The following is a 23677-nucleotide window of genomic DNA, read 5'->3' as shown; positions in this document are numbered from 1 at the left end:
TCAAATCATCTATATAACTATAGAATAAAATCACACACCTTAAATATACATTATACATAACTTAGTTAAAAATAGTGTTAATAATTTATTAAATATTTATGTATATTGGTGTTAATAGTGAAATTTAATAAACTGAAAATAAAACTCTCCGTCCCTGCTATTGCCGTTATTCTGATTGTAGCACTGCTCTGTGCAGGATGTGTTGATAATACTGAAGAGGCGTCTAAAGAAAAAGTTCTTCGTGTAGTTTTTAACGAAGGGCCTGATACTGGCGGCAGTCTTGACCCTGCCAACGGCTGGACAGGTTGGTATGTTCATCAGGCAGGCATCTATGAAACCCTGTTTTATTATGATGCAGACATGAACCTCATGCCCAAACTTGCAACAGGCTATAAACAGTTAAACGATACCGAATGGGAAATTCAGCTCCGTAAGGGTGTAACCTTCCATGATGGGACAAAAATGGATGCTGATGCGGTTCTCTTTTCGCTGAACAGAGTGCTTGACCCGTCAAACAGCAGATCATCCGAGTACTCCTTCATCAAAGATGTACAAAAAACCGGGGATTACACCATTGTTATTGAAACCAATGGCACTTGCGCTCCATTAATTTCATCCCTTGTAGACCCTATCATGTCCATTGTAAGTCCAAAAGCAGAAAACCTTGACACCGAACCTGTTGGGACCGGACCTTTCAAGTTTGTGTCCTTCGAACCGGGTACAAGCCTTGAACTCGAAAAGAATCCTGATTACTGGGGTGGGGAAGCAAAAGTTGACCGCGTACTCATACAGTATAATAAAGACAGCACGGCCAGAACCATGCTGATAAAATCAGGAGATGTAGACATTGCCAGAGATCCACTCCAGAGCGAGTATTCAGCACTTAAGAATAATTCTGATATAAACGTCACTTCCAGAGAAACCCTGCGCACGTACTTCCTTTATGTAAATGGTGGCAAAGCCCCATTCAACGACACCAGAGTCCGCCAGGGCCTCTCTTATGCGATCAACCGCCAGGAAATCGTAGATACAGCGCTTGAAGGAGTCTCCGGTATCCCGGCAACGGGGGTATTCACAAATATCATGCCATGGAACGCAAACGACCGGATTAAATCCTACGAATATAACCCTGAAAAAGCTCTGGAACTCTTCGAAGAAGCAGGAATCACGAAAGGCACAGATGGTAAGCTGTACTACAACGGGAAACCCTTCACCGTTGAAATCCAGACCTACACAAAACGTGCAGCTCTTCAGCCGAGTGCGGAAGTAATCGCCTCAGAGCTGGAAGACATTGGCATCACCTCAAAGGTCACAATTCTGGAAAGTGCCGCACTTAAAGAAAACGCTCTTGCAGGGACATATGATTTCTCCCTCAGTGCATGGAACACGGCCCCGATCGGAGATCCCGATTACTTCTTTTCAACCCATTTCCTATCTACCGGAAGCTATGCATCAGGCTGGCTCCGCTATTCAAACCCTCAGGTAGACGAATGGATTCTCGAAGCAAGAAACGAATCTGACACAGAGAAACGGGCCGAACTATATGATAAGGTCCAGGAACATATTCAGGAAGATGCACCAGTACTGCCCGTATTCTATGCCAACGAAATTTATGCTCTTTCCTCGAATGTTGAAGGCTTTGTGATGTATCCAAACGAGTACACAATCATCACCAAGGACATCGGATTTGCATAAATTTACAGGAGGACGCAAGGAAAAGCTAACGTTTGCAGACAGCAGGTTTGATGTTATTTGTAGAAATGTATGTCCCAGGGGAGAGATTTGCAGAGGAGAAAACTTCTGTAGTGAGTTATAATGGGTCTCTCCTTTTACGACAACAACATACGATAACAACATGCCGTGAACAATCTCTGAAATAACAGGATTATGTTTGGAAACGGATATTTTCAAGGGTTCTTCATTCCGGAAAAATCAGTAAAGTGAAAAATGAATATTGATATTGTTTTATCTAGGCTGGATAGTTACGATATGCTATTATTACCCAGCCGAATAATTACAATTTTTTGACTAAGAGGTATTGACATGGCGTTAAGGGTGAAGTTATCATTTGCTTGCACTGCAGTCTTTTTTATTGCAGTCGTCATCTGTTCGGGTTGTGCTCAGACAGAGGGTTCTGAAGAAAAAGTTCTTCGTGTAGCTCTCACGACTGGCCCTGATACAGGAGGAAGCCTTGATCCCTCCATTTCATGGGAAGGCTGGCCTATGCGAAGAATTGGAGTCTATGAGACGCTCTTCTCTTACGACGAAAATATGAGTCTCCAGCCTGAACTTGCAACAGGCTATAAACAGTTAAACGATACCGAATGGGAAATTCAGCTCCGCAAGAATGTAACCTTCCATGACGGAACAAAAATGAATGCTGACGCTGTAATTTATTCCATTAACCGTGTACTTGACCCATCAAACAGCCGTTCTGCAGAATACTCTTTTATCAAAGACGTCTACAAAACCGATGACTACACAATCATTGTGGAAACAAATGAAACATACGCGCCAACGATTCTCATGTTTACAGACACCGTCATGTCAATTGTAAGTCCTAAAGCCAGTGATCTCGACAAAGAACCGGTTGGAACAGGACCATACAAGTTTGTCTCATTTGAGCCTGGTGCCAGTATAGAACTGGTAAAGAATCCTGATTACTGGGGCGGATCGCCAAAAATTGACAGGATAGCTATCCAGTACAGCAAAGATGCCGCTGCAAGAACTCTTCTGCTCAAATCAGGCGATGTTGACATTACAAGAGATGTCCTGCAAAGCGAGTACACAACTCTTGAAGCTAATCCTGATATTAATATCGTATCCCGAGAAACGCTTAGAACCTACTTCATGTACATTAACGAAGGAAAAGCACCATTCAACGATGTAAGAGTTCGTCAGGCACTCAATTATGCAATTGATCGCCAGGAGATCGTTGACACAGCCCTCGAAGGTGTTGCCGGCTCTCCAGCAATCGGAATATTCCCGGACATCATGCCATGGAGTGCGAACGACAAAATTGAAGCCTACGCTTATAACCCTGAAAAAGCTCTGAAACTCTTTGCTGAGGCAGGAATTAAACAGGGAAGTGATGGCAAACTCTACTACAACGGTAAGCCGTTTACAATTGAAATCCAGACTTATACAAAACAGGCAGCACACCAGCCAATGGCAGAAGTAATTGTCGCTCAGCTTGAAAAAATCGGCATCACCACTACAATAAAAATTGCCGAAACAAATTCAATTAGCGCTGATGCAGTAGCCGGAAATTATGACCTTGCACTCTATTCCTGGGGTGTTGCACCTGTAGGAGATCCTGACTATTTCGTGTCCAGCCACTTCCTTTCAAACGGAACCTACGCATCCACATGGCTACGCTATTCTAATCCTCAGGTTGATAAGTGGATTCTTGAAGCAAGGGCTGAGACAGACAAAGAAAAACGTGCAGAACTCTACGGCATGATTCAGGAACAGGTCCAGAATGATGCAGTACTGGTCTGTATAGCATACAAGAAAGAAATTGACGGACTCTCCCCCAATCTCAAAGGTTTTGAAATTTATCCAAATGAATACACGTTCATTACAACGAAAATGGAACTTGCCTGAGGGATTAAAAAATGAAAGACAAAATTACAGCACACTGGAATCAGATCAGTCCAAATTACCGGAAAATGTATCGTGACCACCTTGATGAAGAGATTCTCCTGATGCAAAAACTCTTTTTAGAGAAGCTGCCAGCTGGTAAAAAACTCAATGTCCTTGATGTTGGAACAGGGCCTGGTATCCAGGCATTTGTTTTTGCCGAAATGGGACACAATGTCACTGCTCTTGATATCTCAGAAGAGATGCTTGCACGTGCAAAAGAAGGGGCAAAGAACCGTAATCTGTCAATTAAGTTTGTTGAAGGTGATGGAGAAAACCTGCCTTTTGAAAACAATACGTTTGATGTTATCGTAAACATGCACCTTCTCTGGACACTCACAGACCATGATAAATTCTTTAGTGAATGCTGCCGCGTTCTGGTGCCCGGGGGCAGGATTCTTGCAATTGACGGCCAATGGTTCCAGCCAGGATACGTTCCAAACAGGAATTACAACCAGGAAGAAAGGAATCATGATGAATTAATTGAGTATCTTCCGCTTTATGACAGCAACTCGCCTGAAATGATTACAGACATCATGGAAAATAATGGGTTTTCTGAGGTCTCCTGGAAATCTCTTTCCGAGTATGCAGAGTATATGAAAAGATGCGATCCGGAAGGTTATGACTATTTATCTGTTCCATATCTGGCCACCGGAATAAAATGTTGAGGAATAAAAAATGGAATACAAAATTGCAGATGACAGATATTGTTCGTTTTTGCTGAAATGTGATCCAAAAGAATACGCAGCATCATACTCGGCATCATATTCGGCATCATACCTGGAATTTCTGGATCTCATTTCTGCAAGGAAGAGGGGAAGTTTTCCAGAGGCACTGCAATGCTAAATGAGTATTTCATCCGCCGGGCTCTGTATCTCATCCCGGTCCTCATATTTACCTCATTCATGAGTTTTTCACTCATCTACATCGCGCCAGGAGACCCAGCAGAGATTATGATGACGAGTCCCTCGGGTGGATATGATGAAGCAGCTGTCGAGGCTTTCCGCATAGCCCACGGTCTTGACCAGCCGTTTTACATCCAGTATCTGAACTGGATCAAAGGTGCGGCTGTCGGAGACTTTGGTTACTCGTATATGAGCGAACAGCCGGTGTTTGAAACTGTTCTGAATGCATTCAAAAATACGCTGAAACTTTCCGTTCTCGCTCTTGCAATTGCTCTTGTTATCGCCATCCCTCTCGGCATAGTCTCAGCTCTGAAACATAACACTATTGTTGACGACGCCTGCCGCTTTGGCGCTCTTCTCGGAGTATCCATACCGAACTTCTGGCAAGCCTATCTGATGATAATTTTCTTCTCGGTAATCATTCACTGGCTCCCAGCATCCGGATTTGGACATGGGACAGACATCAGCTACATGATTCTGCCAGCAGTTGTTCTTGGGACAGGTTCAGCGGCTGTAATGATGCGGATGATCCGTTCAAGCATGCTGGATGTCATGGGAAAGGAGTACATCCAGACCGCACGCGGAAAAGGGCTTTCGGAAAAAATCGTTGTCATCAGGCACGCATTGAAAAACGCACTTGTTCCGGTTATCACGGTGGTCGGTCTGTCAACTGGTTTTCTCTTAAACGGCTCGGTTGTTGTTGAGACAATTTTCGGATGGTCGGGTATTGGAAATCTTGTGGTGGACTCAATTCTTTCCCACGATTATATGATGGTACAGGGGTCGGTGCTCTTTGTTGCTGTCATTTTCCTTCTGGTCAACTTCTTTGTAGATTTGATCTACGTTTGGGCAAACCCGGAGATACGCTATGATAAAACTTCTTAAAAACCGGCAGATTGCTTTATCCCTGATGATTCTTTGCGGGCTTATCTTTATGGCTGTGTTTGCCGGTGTTTTAGCTCCTTATGACTACACGGAAAAGGATTTGCAAAACCGTCTGCTGCCTCCGTCTTCTGACCACCTGTTCGGTACCGATAACCTTGGCCGCGATATCCTGACAATGGTGATGTACGGTGCGCGAGCATCCCTTTTCGTCGGGTTTGCGGTTGTCAGCGTTTCGCTTGCAATAGGAATAACACTTGGCGTTCTGGCAGGATATTACGGCGGGTGGCTGGATGAGGTTATCATGCGGTTAACGGATAGTTTCCTTGCTTTTCCGTCGATGTTTCTGGCACTTGCAATTACCGCGTTTCTGGGACAGGGGATGGAAAACATGATGCTTGCTTTAATTGCTGTCGAGTGGACGGTATTTGCAAGAGTTGCACGCGGTTCAACACTTGATGTCAAGACAAAAGGCTACGTTCGGGCATCCAGGTGGGTTGGTGCTTCAAACACTTATGTGATGATAAAGCATGTTCTTCCAAACATTATCTCTCCGGTTTTGATTATGGCATCGCTTGGAATTGGAAATGTGATTCTTGCAGCGGCCGGCTTAAGTTTCCTTGGGCTTGGGGTGCAGCCGTCAACACCGGAATGGGGTGCAATGCTGAATGCAGGCCGTACGTATGTCACAACTGCTCCCTGGCTGATGCTTTTCCCGGGGCTTTTTATAATGATAACTGTTCTTGCATTCAACTACTTCGGCGACGGGTTGCGGGATGCACTTGACCAGAAGATGAAAAATATTGAACTTGAAGGGAGGTTCTGATATGCCTGATTTATTACTGAAAGTATCCGGTGTTTCTGTAACAATCCCAACCGGGCAGGGAACAGTTCACGCGGTTGATGATGCAACATTTTCTATTAACAAACACGAGATATTTTCACTGATTGGGGAGTCAGGTAGCGGCAAGTCAATTCTTGGCCAGGCAATAATGCGGCTGCTTCCTCCAAATGCGGTGTTTTCCGGGAAAGTGGAACTTGAAGGTAAGGAAATTTCAGCTCTTTCCGATAAGGAAATGCAGAAGGTCCGCGGCAAAACGGTTGCATCAATTGCCCAGAATCCATATCTTGCGATGAATCCCGGAATAAGAGTTGGCACTCAGATTGCAGAGCCGATGCAGGCACATCTTGGAATGAGTAAAGAGGATTCAAAGGCCAGGACATTCCGGGCTCTGAAGTATTTTGATATCGTCCCTCCTGAGGTGCGGGAAAGGGAATACCCGTTCCAGTACAGTGGCGGAATGTTGCAAAGGGCGATGGTTGCAATGGGAACGGCTGCAGATCCTGAACTTATTATCGCTGATGAACCGACAAAAGGTATTGATGTGCTTAAGAAGCGCAATATTGCAGCAATATTTCATAAGGTTGCTTCGGACGGCTGTGCGTTTCTTTTAATTACGCATGATGTAGGTTTTGCCCGGGCGATGTCAGACAGAATCGCGGTAAACTATTGCGGGCAGATTATAGAGATTGCGGGAAAGGATGTGTTTTTCAAAGAACCTTTGCATCCGTATTCACAGGCGCTTTTAGATGCGGTGCCTGAGCGTGGTATGCACCCAATTCCAGGCTTGTCACCTTCGATGATCGAGGTGCCTGAAGGATGCAGGTTTCATCCTCGATGCCCGTATAAAATGGACAGGTGCCTGAAGAATCCGCCGGTTGTGGATATGAACGGAAGATGTGTGAGGTGCTGGATGTATGCTTAAGGCAGAGAACCTGCGTTACGTTTACACATCAGGACTGATCAAAACTATTAAAAAAACAGCCGTCTATGGCGTTGGTCTTGAGGTTTGTCCGGGTGAAACGGTAGCTATTGTCGGGGAGTCGGGGTGTGGAAAGTCAACGCTTGCAAAGATGCTTGTCCAGCAACTTGCGCCTGTTTCAGGGGAAGTGTTTTTCGATGGGGCAAAACTGACAGGGATGAACTGGAATAATCTCAGGAAGTTTATGGGAAAAATCCAGTTGATCCCCCAGAACCCAGATGATGTGGTTGATCCGAGGTGGACGGTTGAACGGTCGGTTGCCGAGCCATTAGTGATTTGCGGAGTTTTTTCCAAAGAAGAGATTTCGGCAAATGTAGATGCCCTTTTTGCAGAGGTAGGGCTTTCTGCGGAGCACAAGACCCGATACCCTCATGAGCTGTCAGGAGGGGAACTGCAGAGGATAGTGATTGCCAGGGCGCTTGCTCTGGAGCCTGAGTTGCTGGTCTGTGACGAAGCGACCTCGATGCTTGATGTGTCGGTGCAGGCGTTTATTGTAACGATGCTCAAAGAGATTCAGAAAAGACGCGGTCTCAGCCTGGTGTTTATTACGCACGACCTTGAGGCAGCAAAGGCTATTTCGGACCGGGTACTGGTGATGTATGCAGGTGAGATTATTGAAGAGGGAAATGATGTGTTTGACCGGCCTCTGCATCCTTATACGCGTGCTCTTCTGGATGCAGCACGGTATATGTCGCTTGAGGTTGTGGTGTCGGAGGAGGTTGGAGAGCTGTCTGATGGTTTTTCAGGCTGTTCTTACTACAGATTATGCCGGGAGAAAACGGATGCTTGTAAAAAGCCACAGAAACTACGGGATGTTTCGGGGAGATTGGTGAGGTGCTGGAAATCAAAGTATGCCGTCCAAAAACTATCCTGATGAAAGTGATACATCCTACAACTAACCTGATGAACATGATGCCATCCAACGACTAATCTGATGAACATGATGCCATCCAACGACTAATCTGATGAACATGATTCAGTCCAAACAACTAACCTGATAAAATGCTACGGAAACTCTGCGTAATTGTGGTAGCTGGAGATACCTGACAATCCTGCCTGAGAAAAGTTCACATTCTACTGCTTCCGTTGCCCGGGCCTGGAATTCTCAGGAAAGAAGACGGAAAACTCCGAAATACCAGTAAAAAACCGAGGAATTAATAATGGATTCTTCGCAAGAGCGTCTTAAACTAAATGAATTTGAAAAAAATTTAATATAGAGAATTTTAAAGATATTGTTAGTAAATTCTACAGCTTTTCTGTCTTATAAATACCATAATTCAGCCCGAGCTGTTAGATCCAGGCTTACAGGCGTCTAAAAATTCTTTGTAAAATTAAAAATGTAAGTCTTCTATAAAATTAAAGACATCTTACTTTAGTAGTTTTAATGCATCCCTGCAAGCTGCTACGGCAGGTGCCCCTGAGGTTATGAATATAACATCCATAACTTCCATTATTTCTTCTTTGGTTGCCCCATTATTGAGTGCACTCTGCATCTGCACAACCGTACACCTTTCACACTGCTTGGATGCAACAACAGCAAGCGCGATAAGGATTTTCACCTTTGCAGGTAGAGCGCCGTCTGACAGTAATTTTTTGTCGCACCTGTTATATTTTCTAAGCGACTCGCTGTCCAGTTCTCCAAGGATCTCAAGAATGTGCGGGGTAAAACCTAGTTTCTCGCTCATACTTTCCAGTAACTCTTCGTGTTCAAGCTCTCTGTGCCCTTCATGATGTCTTTCATGACTTCCTTCCCCATGTTTTCCCATGTTTGTTAACTCCTACTATAATTCAACTGGTTATTAGTATGATAGTATCTGTATATATGTTATTTATCTATTCCTGAGAATTCGTAGTCCCTAACTTAAGCATTTACTTTATAGCCACGGAAGACAAGGAAAGCACGGAAGAATTGTGTCCATATTTCCTTTCCTCTTTCCTTTACCCTTCCCTTTTCTCTTTCCTTTATCCTTTCCTTTACCCTTTCCTTTACCCTTTTCTTTATTCTGTGTTTTCCACGGTTTCCGTGGTTGATTTTTCACTCCAAATTGGTGAATAGATTCTGTTCCTTGACTACGGTAAACTTATCTTTCAGCTGCTTCTTCAAAATCAAACTCTTCTCCCTCATTCCAGAGGAGTTCAAATTCCGTACTCATATTTTTTGCAAGCCCTGTATCCCGGATTTTTACAACCGAAAGGACGCGGTCATTATCCTGTGGATGGAGTTGAAACAGCACCACAACACTGTCGTCAAAGATGCCAAAGCAGGAGTTAAAGTTCCTCTGGACAAGCCTCACTTCGATGCCTTTTTTAAATTTTCCAAAATTCTCTTCTCCCTGCATTGAAAACACTGAAGAAAGAGCTGCAAAGCGAGGAGGTGCCAGCAGCCTTATTTTAACCCCACGGTCAATAGCTTTTAAGATTTCAGGCAGCAAGCTGGGAATGATGGGCATTCCAAAGAAAGGAGGAATTACAAGTACTGACTTTTTTATCTCTCCATAAGTAGAAACGGCAAACTTTCTGATGTCGGACTCGGTTACGGCAGTCGTCCAGAAGACCTCATCTTTTCGTTTCTGAACAGGTATAGCTTTCAGGGCCTGTTTTGCTTCTTCAACAAAACCCTTTAAGGCCCTTATTTCTTTTTCAAACTCGGATTTTCGCTTTTCAAAAAATGAGTTTAAGGCAATTTCAGGATCAATCGCCCTGAACTTTTTAGGTCTTGAAGCCTGGACTTCCACAAAACCTTTTCCTGCCAGCGATTCCAGAACGGTATATATCTTCCCATAGGGCACGTCTGCATCCCTGTAAACGAGATTTGCTTCGGAGATCCCGAGTTTCAAGAGAGACAGATATGCAGCTGCTTCATAAGCACTCAGCCCTATGTCCTGAAGAAGCCTTTTATTTTGCATACAGGATTCAATTCCTGAAATCTTAAAAGTTTTTTGAAAAATAATTTCCAAATATTAGAAAATGGATCTTTTTACCCGCAGATGCCTGCCTCTTACAGGCTGCCCAGAAAGATTTGCTGGAAACCTTTGAAGCGGTAGAAACTGAAATAATAGGGCCCGAAAAACATGAGGAGTTCCATCGGTGGCTACACAGTATGGAAGATATTTAATAACCGATCAACTGTGAATCAATTTAGGAAGACAGCGGGCACATACTCAAATGCTTTTCATCCAGAGTCCCGTCTCGGGAGGACGGTGCCCTTTTCGCTATGCTATGTCTCAAGTCTGAATTCTAAAATCTAACTTTATCAACCGTGAATCAATTTAGGAAGGCAGTGGGTACATACCCATAGGCTTTTCATCCCGAGTCCCGTCTCGGGAGGACGGTGCCCTTTTCGCTTCGCTCAAGAGGGCTGAATTATAAAATTCCTGATCAACCGTGAATCAATTTAGGAAGGCAGCGGGTACATACCCATAGGCTTTTCATCCCGAGTCCCGTCTCGGGAGGACGGATCCCTTTTCGCTACGCTATGGTTCAAGAGGGTTGAATTCTAAAATAACTGGATTAACCGTGAATCAGTTTTGGGAGGCAGTGGGTACAGACCCAGAGGCTCTGCATGTTGTGCCTGAGTGGGAGGAGATAGCTGGTATCTTCGCCTGCTCCACAGGTGAAGCAATGGATAGAGATATCTTTTTTCCGGGGCTGAGCTTCGGCTTTTTCCCGGTTAAATTCGACTGTATGTCTTTCTTCAACTGAGATTGCGCCTTCGGGACATATGCCGAGGCAAAAGCCCATACCGTCACAGAGTTCCTCGGATACGACCTTTGCTTTTCCGTTAATGATTTTAATAGCACCTTCGGCACAGGGTGCAACACATTTTCCGCAGCCTGTGCATTTATTTTCGTCAATTTTTACTATCATTCGTTTTACCATTAAATTGACCCCCATTGAAACATCCAATTAAAAATATATTTTAACTGTGAAACGCAGTGAAATTCCAGAATAAAATGTCTTTGAGTGAGAGTTACATTCAAAGTTCCGGCAAATACCCTTCCCTGTACAGCATTTTCTTATAGTCATTTATTAATTTGCACAGCTTGCGGGTATAATTTATGAAGTCCGTGCCTGTATTCCCTCTGAACAACAGCTTTTCGGCTTGTTCCAGAAGATCGGGATAAACGAGTACCAGTTCTTCTCTAGTGTGAAGGAACAGGGCTGAAAAATCTCTATGGATGCTCATGCTTCTCTGGAGCAGTTCCATATCCAGTGTTTTTTCAGAGATATAGTCTTTGAACTTCGTGTAAGCATAAAAGTTTGCAATATTATGGTTTAAAGAGTTTAAAATCGAGTAGAGAATATTGCCTGTGTTTGGAAGTGGAATGTCCCGAAGCTCAAGGTCTGCACCTTCGTAATTTTCATCTTCTTCGATATTCCGGTCCCGAGTTATATCATGGCTCATTTTATTACCCTATCTCATTCGTAAGTTCTATTTTTGTTATGAAATTTTAAATGTAAGAAACATAATTTAAATGCAAGAAACGTAAATGATACCGGCACCTGATGACGTTCAATCCTGATTTTCAGGCGCAGGAACAATCCCTAGCTGTTGCATCAGGCCAAGAAGGTTAGCTTCACCCCACAGCTCAATGATCTTACCGTCCTTAATGCGGAAAATCTCTATACCAGTCATGGTTATTGGCTTGCCTGTAGCCGGTAAATTCATGAAGTTACCTTTGTGTACTCCGCGAGCTGTAAAACGTGCAGCCACAATATTACCCTCGGCAATCATGTCATCAACTGTAACATTGAGGTGTTCGAAGGCTGCCCTGCATGCAGTAATTACTTCGTTTATTCCCTTGACTCCCGGGGAAGCAGGGAGAGGAACATGTAGAGTGAAATCAGGTGACAGCAACTCGTCAGCATCACTCAGGTTTCCTTTAGAAGGGCCTTCTTCGAAGAATCGGCGAACTATTGCTTTGTTCTCTTCCGTAGACATATTTCCCCCATTTGCGTGTTTATCTGTCGGCTTTTGATGTATTTCTTGCCTATAAATCTTTTTACCAAAAGCTGCCTTAGGTGATGGATTGTCTTGAATCGTTATTTGTCTTGAATCGTTATTTGTCTTGAATCGTTATTTGTCTTGAATCGTTATTTGTCTTGAATCGTTATTTGTCTTGAATCGTGATTTGTCTTGAATCGTTATTTGTCTTCAGTGATGAGTACCTTCCACAACCTGTATTCCTGCATCCTGGATCGTCTTTTTTATACTGTCCAGGTTAGAACATTTAGGATAAGTGTCTTCCATAAGCATACAGGAACTGAGATGTACGGCATCAAGGCCATGCTTTTTGAGGGTGTTCACCAGACGGTACACTCTCCTTCCCGAACAGCCTCCGCATGTGAAAAATGCTATCATCTGAGTATTTTCGTCGTAGGCCTCAAAGTGTGACTTTCTTTCGTTGAAAGCCTTAAAGCAGCCTACACCCGGGCAGGTTTCCGAGACGATGTCACAGCGCACGACTGCAATTTTTGTAGGTTTTGCGTTTTTTTCCATTTATGCCTCGTATTGAACCGCTTCAAAAACCGTTAGTTTCAAAAGCCGTCCTTACACTTGCTTTACGCTTTACAACATGCGCGTAGCTTCGGTTTGTCTCGGAGCTTTTACGACCAGCACCCTGAAAATCTCATCTCCCGGGTTCATAAGGCGGTGGGGAATTTTTGCAGGGCTCTCAATTAGCATATCCCGGCTAACTTCCTGTTGTTCGTCCCCAATTTCAACAATGCCTTTTCCTTCAAGAATGTAGAAAAAGACGTCTGTGGGAGTCATGTGCTTTTTTAAAGCTTCCCCAGGCTTAAGCTCTATATGTACTGCCTGCGCGTGTTCAGTATTGTAGAGCATCCGGACACTCACATTGTGAGGGTTCGGTTTTTCAGGTGAGGATTTCATCTCGGTAACTTTCATTAATTCTCCCCTTTTGACCATAGTTTTTTATTTTTCAGCATTATGCTTTAACCTAGCATTATGCTTTAACTTAGCATTATGTCTTAATCTGGCATTATGTCTTAACCTAGCATTATGCCTTAACATTGTGCCTTAGTGTTGATACCGACCAGGCTTATGAGAATATTCTGGATTTTTTTAATTACACTTATATTATGTATGTTATTCTGATGTCCGTCTATGTTATATTCTGACCCGTCCCATATATGCCTGGTCGGTATAAGTTTTCCGCTATTTTGGAAAGTGTTATGAATTTCAATCCCTGAAACTCTGGATTGTCCCGTGGGTTAAGAGTTGGTTAGAGTTTACAGAGAAAACACTTTGAATTGGGGCAGATCAGAAAGCACTCAAACTGAATAACGCTATTTGAGAGCTATAAATGCTACATTCAAACTTATCTGATTTTACAGACCTACCTGGGCTTTGAAATCCTCAAGGCCCATGCCTTCAATGAACTTTCCAAGCCTCTTTTTCGTGCCAGAGTCTTTATAGAAATTAACAATTCTCTCGACTGCATCAAGGACTTCCTCTTCTGACAGTTCTTTTGCAACAACCTCAGCAAGTCTTGGACTTGCAGCCGCAGCACCTCCAACCATCAGGGTATATCCTTTTGCAGTGCCCATTATCCCTATGTCTTTAATGGCAGGCTCAGAGCAGGAGTTCGGACAACCGGAAACTGCCATCTTGAACTTGGAAGGCATCGACATTCCATGGTATTTTTCATCCAGTTTAAGACCCAGGCCTACTGCATCCTGTTTTCCTTGCTTGCAGAAAGTAGTCCCAGGACAGAACTTTACACTTCTTACGCAAAGCCCTACAGCTGCGCCGGGTTTCATGTCCAGATCAGCCCATGCATTATCAAGGTCTTCCTCCTTCAGACCCACGATTGCAATCCTCTGGGCAGAAGTCATCTTAAGGGCAGCGGCTCCGTATTTTTCCGCAACGTCGGCTATCTTCCTGAGGGTGTTAGGGTCCGCAATTCCTCCTGGAATATGGGGGGCGATTGCATAGGTTTCACGGTCTCTCTGAACAATTGCACCTTTTTCCGGTAAGTTGTCTTTCATGGTTATCAGACTCTCCACAATTTCAAAATATACTACATAGTTAGATTCCCAGAAGTTCTGACATTCTGTTTTGCCAGATACAGGAAAACTTTCATCGGAAATTAATACAAATCTGTTTTATAAAACATATTTTATATTAGTATTCTTTTGATATCAGTATATTAGAGATACTAATTTATATATTAGACAGTTTCTATGTTTATACTATGAAAGACTGCACTGTCTACAAGACCATGAATATCATCGGTAAAAGATGGACAATTCATATCCTTCTGGAGTTGCATAAAGGGGAAAAAAAGGAAAAGCGCTTTAATGAACTCAAAAGGAAACTCGGCTACATAACCCCCAAAATTCTCTCCGAAAGGCTGACAGAGCTTGAAACTGAGGGCTTAATTGAAAAGAAGGTTGATCATTCAACAAATCCTCCAAAATCCGAATATTACCTGACCGAAAGCGGAGTGGATTTCGTGAAAATAATACAGGCAATTAAACGCTGGGGACTGAAGTGGAAATTCCAGAATGAGGAGTGCGAAAAGGCTATTTGCATGTACTGTGAGCGTTAAACTGTAAATAAGTAAAGAGAATTCAAAAACGTAAAATATGCGAGAAAGAAAACAAGGCATTGACAAAGGTAATGACAGGGCACTGTAACTTCCATTTGTCCAGTTTTTCCATGCTCGTAGCGGTTGAAGGTTCTGTAAATATCCTTAAACTATCCTTAAAATCTCCTTTAATGAGCTTTTCTTTATCCACTCGAATTTTTTCAGATTTTTCTTCTTTGTATTATAAAGCCATAGTTTGGTAAGTGTAAATATTTAAGCTCAAAGCTATAATCTGAATATAATCTGAATATAATCTGCAGATAATTCGGAAGGCCATTGATGACCACTGAAAGACAGATTGACTTTTTCTTTAAACCTGAAAGCATAGCTCTGATAGGAGCCTCACCAAATCCCGAAAAGCTTTCCTGTACAATCCTGGAAAATCTCCTGAAAATGGGGTTTAAGGGAAAGATATACCCCGTAAATCCGGGTTATCAGGAAATCAGGGGGCTTAAATGTTATCCAGCTCCTGGTGAGATAAAGGACAAAATCGACATTGCAATTTTTGCAGTTCCAGCCTCTACTGTCCTTGAAATCCTCAAAGGCCCTGTGGAAAATATAAAAGGAGCAATAATTGTCAGTTCAGGTTTTCGGGAAATTGGACCTGAAGGAAAGGAAATGGAAGTCCGTCTGAAAGATATTTTGGAGAAAAAAAAGATCCGGGCTATGGGGCCGAACTGCCTTGGGATCTACGATACAGCCTCAAAAGTGGATACCTTTTTTATAAGCAGTGATAAAGTCGAAAGGCCCTCAAGTGGCGGGGTTTCGGTGCTTACTCAAAGTGGCTCCTTTGCCGCTATGATTATGGACGAAATGGCAAACGAGGGAGCAGGAGTCGCACGGGTAGTAAGCTACGGAAATAAAGTGGATGTGGACGAAAGTGATTGTCTTGAATTTCTGGCAAGAGACGAAGTAACAAAAGCCGTTGCTCTCTATATTGAGTCTGTGGTAAATGGACGTCGGTTCATTGCTGCTGCATCGGGATGTGTTCAAAAAAAGCCGGTAGTGGCTCTCAAAGTCGGAAAAAGGGAGCCAGGCGCAAAGGCAGCCAGTTCTCATACCGGGGCTGTTAGCGGAAGATATGAAGCTTATGAAGCTGCTTTCAGGAAAGCAGGTATAATAGAAGTTGAAAGTTATGAGGAATTAAAAGACGCCTGCAAAGTCCTAAACAGGTATCCACTGGCAAAAGGAAAAAGGGTTCTCATAATAACTGACGGAGGGGGGATAGGAATTTCCATCGCTGATGCCTGTGAGGAAGCTGGACTCAGGGTTCCAGATCTGTCCATAGAAGCTATTAGCAAACTGAGAAAGAAACTCCCGGTTTTTGCTTCCGTAAGAAATCCTGTTGACCTGACAGGTAATGTAAAGGACGAACACTACATTGATGCTCTACAGGAAGCTTTTGGTGAAGAATACGACCTTGCGATAGTGAGCCTGCTATGGGGCCCACCTCTTCTTTCCAAAGGAGTTGCGGAAAAAATTAAATTCTTTGCCAGTCACTGTGAAAAGCCAGTCCTCATCTGTTCTCCGGGCGGAAGGTTCAGCAGGGAAATGTCTTCGGCTTTTACGTCTATCGGAATACCGGTTTTTTTTACTCCTGACAGGCGGTTAGGGCAGCAGTGGTATTGTGCGGGGGAAAGAAATAAACTGAACCTTGATATGAGGTTCAGAAATTCTGAATAGCTTTAAATTTAAAAAATAAAGAATGAGATTGGAGAATCACATAAAGCTTACACAAAGTCCGACAGGTTACACAAAGCCCGGCCCCGAAGAAAAGATCGACCAGCGCCTGTACGCCATAGCTTGCTTAACTCGTTTTACGGCAAGCTGGAATGCAGCTTCCCTTGGGAGGATTCCTTTCGTTTTTGCAGTTTCCAGTACCTGAGCTGTGTTTTTCTCACCTTTTCTTCAATTGACCCGAAAGCTGTGCACTGGGTGGCTCCCTGATACTCTGCAGCCGCACAGATCACACCGCCCGCGTTTGCGATAAAATCCGGGACGTAGAGAATACCTGCTTCGTAGAGGGTTTTTTCGGCTTTTCCTGTGATCGGAATGTTTGCTCCCTCAATAATCAATTTAGTGTTCAAGAGATGGACATTATTTTCATTGATCACGTCGGGACGGGCTGCTGGAATCCAGATGTCGTAGGGAATGGCAATAACGGCATTACTGTCAAACTTTTTTCCTCCAGGGTAGTCAAGCACACTTTTTCCTTCTTTCTTAAGCCTGATAAGGGTATCCACGTCAAGACCATCGGGATCATGAACCGTACCCCTTGAGTCCGCAGCTCCTACAAGAATCGCTCCTCTCTGGGTCAGGAAACGAGCAGCATGCCTCCCAACTGCCCCAAAGCCCTGAATAACCACGCGAGCATCTTTCAGCTCGAAATCACAGTACTGTAACACTATTTCGGTAGCCTGCGCAATTCCCCAACCTGTGGCCCCTACTTCATCCAGAGGAATTCCTCCAACCTCGCATGGAAGGCCTACCACCCTTCCGATCTCATCTTTTATGCAGGCCATACAGATTTCGTCTGTCCCCATGTCAGGGGCAAAGATATATTCCTCCTCATACCTGAGGGCACTGGCAAGTGCTCGAAGCATCTGGCTTTTCTTTTCCTGAGGCATTCGCGGATCCCCGTAGATGACTACTTTACCGCCCCCATGAGGAAGATCTGCAGCCGCATTTTTGAGAGTCATGGATCTTGCCAGCCTGAAACATTCCTCAGTGCTCACATCCGTGACCATCCTGACCCCTCCAATAGCAGGCCCTCGCGCTATATTGTCCACAACAAGAACCGCTTTCAAGTCCGCAGACGGTTCGTAAACATGGATGATCTTAAATGGGCCAAACTCATCCGCAAATCTGAACATATCATCCATTAAATTTCTCCCCTCTTTTATCAATAACATTAATTTCATTTAGCTTATATTCCGATCCTCTCAAAAAGCACAACTATTTTTTATTCTCGTAGATCATTACTAATTTTAATCCTTATTCAATATCAATTTCTTAATATTTCCTATTTATTTTTATATATGACGAAATTTCTATTTAATTCTCAAAATTTAAACTTAATTTTTTTGAACATTGTGGGATTCAAGCCAAAATCATTGATCTTGTTGAGAATGTGCCCACTGCTAAGTAAAAAAGTTTATTCAGTTATTGCAAAATTCATCTTATTTTTGATAGAGGGCCGAAATGTGGGATATAATAATTATTTCAATATATTTATTAGTCTAGCAGACATCAATCTATAGAGGTGAACAAATGCCAGCAAGAAAAGTAAAGAATGATAATAAAGAAAGACAATTAATAGAAAAACTAGAATCACTAGAAGAAATGAAAGAAGATACGGCAGAACAAATAAACATAGAAGAGGAACCCGATGAAAGTAAAAGGCCTAAATAAACAGTATGTTACAAACAAAAAACTTTATTCTAATTTTTTATAACATTTAATACATCTACATAGAGAGCGTCGTAAAAGTCTAAAGATTCTAATTAATTACATGCAGTCATCGAACTTCAATTTCATAAATTGGCATCATATAAAATTATGAAATTTATTTGCTATGATATGATCGGCTGAATTTTAGTTAATTTTGGACTTTTGCGACGCTTTCACATCAGGCTGTTTCAAAATCATTTTAAATTGTGCAGTTGGATAATACCCATTTCAGTTTTTACTTCATTTCAACAAGAATATATTTTGGCTCTTTACTATTCCGTATGGATAAAATGATTTTCAATTAAGCAACACGATAAAAATAAAATCACCATTAATACGTTCAACAAAGGTCTGGAAAAAGCTGGAAAAATCTTGCTCGTATCAAATGTATATCTTACACCTGAAGATGTTTTTCTCATGTACAAAATAAGAGATACAGTAGAAAAGCATTATGGCACTTATATAAACTTGTTGGAAGAGGATAAGCTTTATCTACAGGATAACGAGTTGCTCTTTTCGGTCATCTTTTCATTTCATTTTTGTCTCTTTATGGATACGCAAAAATTCAAAATTGTATACGAAAGGCTTATTTATCAAGTAAATATTCTCCCGGAGACCTTATAGAGCAATTCCGCAAAGTCTATATGCTGGACTTAGATTGCCAGATTATTTTAACGGAAGTGCCTGAGAAGAGTGATGAAATCGAAAAGAAGTTAAACTTGAACTTATTACCTAAATGAACAGAGTTAAAATTTATAATAGATATATTTAAATAAAAATCGTATTTTTTAAGGTGCATATGATTACCTGGCTGTATGGAATTTCTGTCACTAAAAAGTCGGAAGTTTTTAATGGTTTGAAGCCATAAGCTCCAAAAAGAGAATTTCACCTACGGCCTTGCCCAAGAGTGACTTTTATGGGTAATATCAAAATTCACGCCCGATCAATTGGGTACTTGATAAGTCTTAAGAAATTGCTGTGTGATACCACTGGAAATCTACTGGTAAAAAAATGGAAGTCAATAGAAAAAGGAGATATTGTTTCTATAGAAGAACACATGCTTCCTGAAGTTCTTAGAATCCAGGCCGAAGGATTTAAAAACGGAAGCTCGGAAAAGCTTATAAGATATTCAAAGAATTCAAAAAATATATTTTATGTTATAAAGAACGTGGATGAAATCGTGGGCTACTGTGCCTACTACATAAAACCTGCACTTTCCCTCAAAGGCTTTGAGAAAAAATCAGTAATATCCTCAATTGCAATTGACAGAAATTTTAGAGGCAGAGGTTTTGCTGAAAGGTTATTGAAGAGCAGTACTGAGGAGATGAAGGCAAACGGAATATCATCCGTTCTCTTATATGTCAATATAAACAATCTTCCTGCGATACACTTATACCAAAAAATAGGCTTTCGGAAAATAAAACAGGTAAAAAATATCTGCGGCCAGAGTGAAAAATGTTATGAGATGGAACTGAGGCTTGTTTGAAGCGTTTCCTTGTATTATTTATTTGGCTCTTCGTTGTTTTGTGTGGATATCCTCATAATGTCTTCATAAAAACCAATGCGATCTCGAATTGAAAATCATCTTATCCACAGGGAATGACAAAGAGCCGTTTATTTTCTTTTTAATGTATTTCACTATATTACTTATTTTTTTATGTATTTTCCATTTTATAGTTCAAAAATAATTTTTTCAGTGTGACAACTTCAGGTTAATATTATGTTTAAAGATATATTTAAATAAACCTCGGATTCTCATTTCAATGTGCCTGTAATTAATATCCTTATATTTCTTGGCGGGCTCGTACTGCTCGTAAAAGGGTCAGACCTCTTCGTATTAACATCATCTCAGATCGCAAGAAGGTTTGGAGTATCCGAATTTGTAATAGGCTTGACTCTTGTATCTGTGGGCACGTCAGTACCTGAGCTTGCATCCTCTCTTACGGCATCTTTCCAGCAAGCAAGTGGTATAGTTATAGGCAATATACTCGGGTCAAACATTGCCAATATAGGCCTGATTGCAAGTACGGCTGCTCTTCTGACAAATATTAAGACCGAAGAGGTTATGCTAAGAAGGGACGGCTATATAATGTTATTTGCCTCTTTTCTCCTCTTTCTTTTTATGCTTGACTTCAAAATTTCGAGGTTAGAAGCCTTAATTTTCATTTTATTTTATCTCGCCTATCTTTTATTCCTGCTCGAAAAAGTGAAAAGACACGAAGAAGAAATCTATTTTAAAGATTTTATGATTTATTTTTTCAAATTTGAATATTTTTTCGATCTGAAATCAAAAATTAAACCCCAGGCCCGGGAATACGGAATAGAAAATCGAAACTCTAGAGGCATGAAAAAAGGCACCTGGAAATCCGAAAAAATAACCCAAAAGAAAAACGAAAGCGAATCCAAAATTGGAATGAGAACTAAAACCGAATTGACAACCGAATTGACAACCGAATTGACAACCAAATCTAAAACAGAGCCTGAACATAAAGATATTGATGTCGACATTACAGAAGAAAAACCTCAAGAAGCCAGCCTTTTAATAGAATTTTTCAAGCTTATAGCAAGTGGAGTTGCAATCATAATTGGAGCAAAGTATTTTGTCGAACAGGCAGTTTTCTTTGCTATGCTGCTGGAAGTTTCGGAGACGCTTATAGGAATAAGCCTTGTTGCGGTTGGGACTTCAGTTCCCGAACTCATGGTAACCATCTCAGCAGCCCGGAGCGATTATGCTGGCATTGCTCTTGGAAATGTCATAGGGTCAAACATTGCAAATATACTTTTGATACTGGGTTGCTCAGGGCTTGTCCACCCTATCTCGATAACCGGCCTCAGTATTTACTACATAGCGCCTTTTATGCTGATAATGAGCTTTCTGCTCATCTTATTTATACGAACGGGCTGGAGAGTCAAACAGTTCGAAGGACTTATCCTGCTCCTTCTCTATCTGAGTTTCATGGTCCTGATCCTCCGGTTGGGGTAAAAACAATTTTTTAAGTAAACCCAGAAAAATATAGGAATCAAAAATAGGCTCTTTGTTTTCTTGTGTGGATATCCTCATAATATTTTCATAAAATCCAGTGCGGTTTTGAATTGAAAATAGTATTGTCCATAGAGAATAGCGAATAATTCAAAAATATAGCAGGTTTAAGAATATGTTAGTAAGATTCTGTCTTTTAGGAATGATTCAAATATAATATCAAAGGTTTTTGTTGCCAAAAATGATTATTTAGGGAAATGGAACTATAGATCGATTCCCAAACTGAAAATTTGAAGTTATATTTTTATCATTCCTTAAGAAAAGTTTCTTTTTAGCAAAAATTGTTATTGACTCAATAAAAAATATTTCTAATGGTATTAAGTAAATTCATATGTTTTAAAGCCTGATTTCCTCCAACCGATTTAAAGGTACTAGTTTTCCTCTTGCTTCGTTTTCAAAACTTTTAAGCACCAGTTCCTTTTCTTCCTCAGTTAGCAGGCTATCTATATCCACCATATGCTCCTTAATTTCCCCAAGTTGTTTTTTGATAAAATTGAGTTCTTCAAATAGCTTTTTTTCGATTTTTTCCCCGTTCATAAAACCACAGCCTGTATTTATCCAGATTTGAATTCATTTATATTTTGTTTGACTCATTTATGGTTTACTTTAGAATTCATTGATGTATTACTTAACTCGCTATGTATTACTTGACTTAAGGCTTGACTTAGAATTCATTGACTTACTTGTATTATTGACTTACTTGTATTATTGACTTACTTGTATTACTCGACTTACTTATGTTTTACTTTAAAACTCCTTTGACTTCCTGGATATCTTTATATCTAATTTCTGCTCATAATATTTCATAATTTATATATAAATAAACTACGAAAAATACTTAATTTTTACCTGTTAACGAATACACTGTCAGTCTTAAACATATACAAATATAGATTCTCGGACCAAGCACGTAAATGCCCCACAAGATAAATTATATGTATAAGTTATAAAGTATTAAAAGGGTAGGAGTAAAAAGATGATAACTGAGATAATTACTGAAAATATCGGGTTTTTCATCTACGCATTCACATCTGTCTTTGTTGTTATCAGTCCAATCAGCGGAGTAGTAACTTTCATCTCCCTGACCAGCAAGATGACTCGTGACGAAAAAAATCAAATTGCAAAAAAATCAGTCACACTTGCTTGTCTAATTGCCTTTTTTTTTGCAGTAACCGGCAACATAATACTTGAATTGTTCAGCATTAGTGTAGATTCATTGAGGGTTGCAGGTGGGATACTGCTTTTCAGCATTGCTTTTGATATGATGCATGCCAAAATCTCAAGAGAAAGCATTACTGAAGAAGAGATTTCGCAGTCTCAGGAACGTGAAGATATCTGGGTATTTCCTATAGGTCTGCCTCTTCTTACAGGTCCAGGTGCAATCAGTACGGTAATCGTCCTGATGGGAAGCACAGAAAATATTGAGCAAAAAATAATAATCCTCGTATCAATCATATTGACTTTCATTTTCTGCCTGTACATCTTTCTCTTCTCAAGAAGAATCCACAAATTCATAGGATACAATGGAATGCTTGTCTTTACAAGGCTCATGGGACTTCTTCTTGCAGCTCTTGCAGTAAACCTTACTTCAGCAGGTTTAATAAACATATTTAGTTTAACAAAATAAGACAGTAATTCAGGAAAGGGACAAAGTTCCAGAATCGTTTTTTACATTCTATTTTTACATCATTTTTCTGAGTTCTATTATTAAAACAGTCAGTACTGGTTGCATTGGGATTTACTTTTTTCAATAAAAAGAAAGCAAAATGAAAAAATATAACACAAAACCGGCCTGATCATACAAGGTTAATTGACCTGAGCTGGTTTTGTTTTAAATCTTCGGTTTTGAGAGTTATTGAGATGTATTTCTGGATGCAGGTCTCTTCAAAAATGACTTGTCGGCTGAATTGCACTTTGAGATGATGTACTGGCAGAAATAGCCGAGGATGTACACCCGCATTTTTTACAGTAATAAAATACATTTGAACCGATTACCTGCTTTCTAAGAGGTGTGCCGCATCGGACACACTTTGCAGAAGATTCAAACATTTCGGTCTCACTCCATGATTATTAATGGCTCAAGTCTTGCAGTTTCCTTTCTTGTCCAGTACCCACATACAGGACAATACTGAAATTTCTCGAAGAGATCATCTTCGAGTTTAGAATGGCACTCAGGACAATATTTTAAAAAAGGCATTAATATTTCTCCCCTTTTAATTATTAATTAGATATAAATCAATCTATTATTCCGATACTTATTTCAATTATTTCATTCTGGTTTTTTAGATCACTTCTTATATTCCAGGTTCCTTTGCAGATCTC

The 23677-nt window shown here is 41.2% G+C and carries 26 protein-coding genes; 15 read left to right on the top strand and 11 right to left on the bottom strand.

What is annotated here, in order from left to right; genetic code table 11:
• Positions 1–117 precede the first annotated feature (117 nt).
• The 8 genes from MSKOL_RS12845 to MSKOL_RS12815 all read left to right on the top strand — a co-directional run bounded on the left by MSKOL_RS12845 (position 118) and on the right by MSKOL_RS12815 (position 8126).
• Positions 118–1695, top strand: coding sequence for an ABC transporter substrate-binding protein (locus MSKOL_RS12845; protein WP_231592232.1), 1578 nt, complete (start codon positions 118–120; stop codon positions 1693–1695).
• A 348-nt stretch (positions 1696–2043) separates the two neighbouring features.
• Positions 2044–3606 carry an ABC transporter substrate-binding protein gene (locus tag MSKOL_RS12840; protein WP_048156829.1) on the top strand — a complete coding sequence of 521 codons (1563 nt, stop codon included), beginning with the start codon at positions 2044–2046 and terminating at the stop codon, positions 3604–3606.
• Positions 3607–3617: 11 nt separating this feature from the next.
• The gene (locus MSKOL_RS12835; RefSeq protein ID WP_048156828.1) at positions 3618–4310 is read left to right on the top strand and encodes a class I SAM-dependent methyltransferase; all 693 of its coding nucleotides are present in this window, start codon (positions 3618–3620) and stop codon (positions 4308–4310) included.
• Between the two features lie 10 nt (positions 4311–4320).
• Positions 4321–4488: a hypothetical protein gene (locus MSKOL_RS20345; RefSeq protein ID WP_156151089.1), complete on the top strand. Its 168-nt coding sequence runs from the start codon at positions 4321–4323 to the stop codon at positions 4486–4488.
• Positions 4482–5432: an ABC transporter permease gene (locus tag MSKOL_RS12830; RefSeq protein ID WP_048156825.1), complete on the top strand. Its 951-nt coding sequence runs from the start codon at positions 4482–4484 to the stop codon at positions 5430–5432. The genes MSKOL_RS20345 and MSKOL_RS12830 overlap by 7 nt, the downstream gene beginning before the upstream one ends.
• On the top strand, positions 5416–6255 hold the full coding sequence (gene nikC, locus MSKOL_RS12825) for a nickel transporter permease (protein WP_048156822.1): 840 nt from the start codon (positions 5416–5418) through the stop codon (positions 6253–6255). Before MSKOL_RS12830 ends, nikC begins: the two co-directional genes overlap by 17 nt.
• A 1-nt stretch (position 6256) precedes the next feature.
• Positions 6257–7195, top strand: a complete 939-nt coding sequence (locus MSKOL_RS12820; protein WP_048156820.1) for an ABC transporter ATP-binding protein — start codon at positions 6257–6259, stop codon at positions 7193–7195.
• Positions 7188–8126, top strand: a complete 939-nt coding sequence (locus MSKOL_RS12815; RefSeq protein WP_048156817.1) for an ABC transporter ATP-binding protein — start codon at positions 7188–7190, stop codon at positions 8124–8126. The genes MSKOL_RS12820 and MSKOL_RS12815 overlap by 8 nt, the downstream gene beginning before the upstream one ends.
• Before the next feature lie 493 nt (positions 8127–8619).
• Here the strand turns inward: MSKOL_RS12815 and MSKOL_RS12810 are convergent, their stop codons facing one another.
• The 8 genes from MSKOL_RS12810 to MSKOL_RS12775 all read right to left on the bottom strand — a co-directional run bounded on the left by MSKOL_RS12810 (position 8620) and on the right by MSKOL_RS12775 (position 14263).
• Positions 8620–9018, bottom strand: coding sequence for a carboxymuconolactone decarboxylase family protein (locus MSKOL_RS12810; RefSeq protein ID WP_048156814.1), 399 nt, complete (start codon positions 9016–9018; stop codon positions 8620–8622).
• Positions 9019–9333: 315 nt separating this feature from the next.
• Positions 9334–10158, bottom strand: coding sequence for a TrmB family transcriptional regulator (locus MSKOL_RS12805; protein WP_048156811.1), 825 nt, complete (start codon positions 10156–10158; stop codon positions 9334–9336).
• A 604-nt stretch (positions 10159–10762) separates the two neighbouring features.
• Positions 10763–11131 (bottom strand): ATP-binding protein, encoded by a 369-nt coding sequence (locus MSKOL_RS12800; protein WP_048156808.1) that lies wholly within the window; start codon positions 11129–11131, stop codon positions 10763–10765.
• A gap of 97 nt (positions 11132–11228) precedes the next feature.
• Positions 11229–11657 (bottom strand): hypothetical protein, encoded by a 429-nt coding sequence (locus MSKOL_RS12795; protein WP_048121459.1) that lies wholly within the window; start codon positions 11655–11657, stop codon positions 11229–11231.
• A gap of 108 nt (positions 11658–11765) precedes the next feature.
• On the bottom strand, positions 11766–12194 hold the full coding sequence (locus tag MSKOL_RS12790) for an ester cyclase (RefSeq protein WP_048156806.1): 429 nt from the start codon (positions 12192–12194) through the stop codon (positions 11766–11768).
• Positions 12195–12407: 213 nt separating this feature from the next.
• Positions 12408–12752, bottom strand: a complete 345-nt coding sequence (locus tag MSKOL_RS12785) for a CGGC domain-containing protein (RefSeq protein WP_048156802.1) — start codon at positions 12750–12752, stop codon at positions 12408–12410.
• Between the two features lie 69 nt (positions 12753–12821).
• Entirely contained in the window at positions 12822–13160 is a 339-nt protein-coding gene (locus tag MSKOL_RS12780; RefSeq protein ID WP_048121453.1) for a cupin domain-containing protein, read from the bottom strand.
• Positions 13161–13603: 443 nt separating this feature from the next.
• Positions 13604–14263 (bottom strand): NAD(P)/FAD-dependent oxidoreductase, encoded by a 660-nt coding sequence (locus MSKOL_RS12775; protein ID WP_048121450.1) that lies wholly within the window; start codon positions 14261–14263, stop codon positions 13604–13606.
• A 206-nt stretch (positions 14264–14469) separates the two neighbouring features.
• On the opposite strand from MSKOL_RS12775, the gene MSKOL_RS12770 reads away from it, so the two are divergent.
• From MSKOL_RS12770 to MSKOL_RS21140, 3 genes are all read left to right on the top strand, one after another.
• Entirely contained in the window at positions 14470–14826 is a 357-nt protein-coding gene (locus MSKOL_RS12770) for a helix-turn-helix domain-containing protein (protein WP_048121448.1), read from the top strand.
• A 318-nt stretch (positions 14827–15144) separates the two neighbouring features.
• Positions 15145–16548: an acetate--CoA ligase family protein gene (locus MSKOL_RS12765; RefSeq protein ID WP_231592230.1), complete on the top strand. Its 1404-nt coding sequence runs from the start codon at positions 15145–15147 to the stop codon at positions 16546–16548.
• A gap of 22 nt (positions 16549–16570) precedes the next feature.
• Entirely contained in the window at positions 16571–16750 is a 180-nt protein-coding gene (locus MSKOL_RS21140; RefSeq protein ID WP_231592229.1) for a hypothetical protein, read from the top strand.
• On the opposite strand, the gene MSKOL_RS12760 is transcribed toward MSKOL_RS21140, so the two are convergent.
• The gene (locus MSKOL_RS12760) at positions 16683–17747 is read right to left on the bottom strand and encodes a Glu/Leu/Phe/Val dehydrogenase (protein ID WP_231592228.1); all 1065 of its coding nucleotides are present in this window, start codon (positions 17745–17747) and stop codon (positions 16683–16685) included. The genes MSKOL_RS21140 and MSKOL_RS12760 overlap by 68 nt on opposite strands.
• A 388-nt stretch (positions 17748–18135) precedes the next feature.
• Between MSKOL_RS12760 and MSKOL_RS20340 the strand changes: the two genes are divergently transcribed.
• The 3 genes from MSKOL_RS20340 (at position 18136) to MSKOL_RS12745 (ending at position 21298) form a co-directional block, all read left to right on the top strand.
• Positions 18136–18276 (top strand): hypothetical protein, encoded by a 141-nt coding sequence (locus MSKOL_RS20340; protein WP_156151088.1) that lies wholly within the window; start codon positions 18136–18138, stop codon positions 18274–18276.
• A gap of 955 nt (positions 18277–19231) precedes the next feature.
• Positions 19232–19801, top strand: a complete 570-nt coding sequence (locus MSKOL_RS12750) for an N-acetyltransferase (protein WP_156151087.1) — start codon at positions 19232–19234, stop codon at positions 19799–19801.
• Positions 19802–20080: 279 nt separating this feature from the next.
• Entirely contained in the window at positions 20081–21298 is a 1218-nt protein-coding gene (locus MSKOL_RS12745) for a calcium/sodium antiporter (RefSeq protein WP_048156797.1), read from the top strand.
• A gap of 393 nt (positions 21299–21691) precedes the next feature.
• Here MSKOL_RS12745 and MSKOL_RS12740 read toward each other — a convergent pair whose 3' ends face one another.
• Positions 21692–21892: a hypothetical protein gene (locus MSKOL_RS12740; RefSeq protein ID WP_048121438.1), complete on the bottom strand. Its 201-nt coding sequence runs from the start codon at positions 21890–21892 to the stop codon at positions 21692–21694.
• 439 nt (positions 21893–22331) lie between these two features.
• Here MSKOL_RS12740 and MSKOL_RS12735 point away from each other — a divergent pair, with 439 nt between their 5' ends.
• On the top strand, positions 22332–22982 hold the full coding sequence (locus MSKOL_RS12735) for a MarC family protein (RefSeq protein WP_229396843.1): 651 nt from the start codon (positions 22332–22334) through the stop codon (positions 22980–22982).
• A gap of 257 nt (positions 22983–23239) precedes the next feature.
• Here MSKOL_RS12735 and MSKOL_RS19410 read toward each other — a convergent pair whose 3' ends face one another.
• On the bottom strand, positions 23240–23404 hold the full coding sequence (locus tag MSKOL_RS19410) for a zinc finger domain-containing protein (protein WP_082091133.1): 165 nt from the start codon (positions 23402–23404) through the stop codon (positions 23240–23242).
• Between the last annotated feature and the right edge of the window lie 273 nt (positions 23405–23677).

Origin of the sequence: Methanosarcina sp. Kolksee (assembly GCF_000969945.1) — an archaeon.
In the GTDB taxonomy this organism is placed as follows: domain Archaea; phylum Halobacteriota; class Methanosarcinia; order Methanosarcinales; family Methanosarcinaceae; genus Methanosarcina; species Methanosarcina vacuolata.
This window is presented reverse-complemented; position numbering and strand designations above follow the sequence as displayed.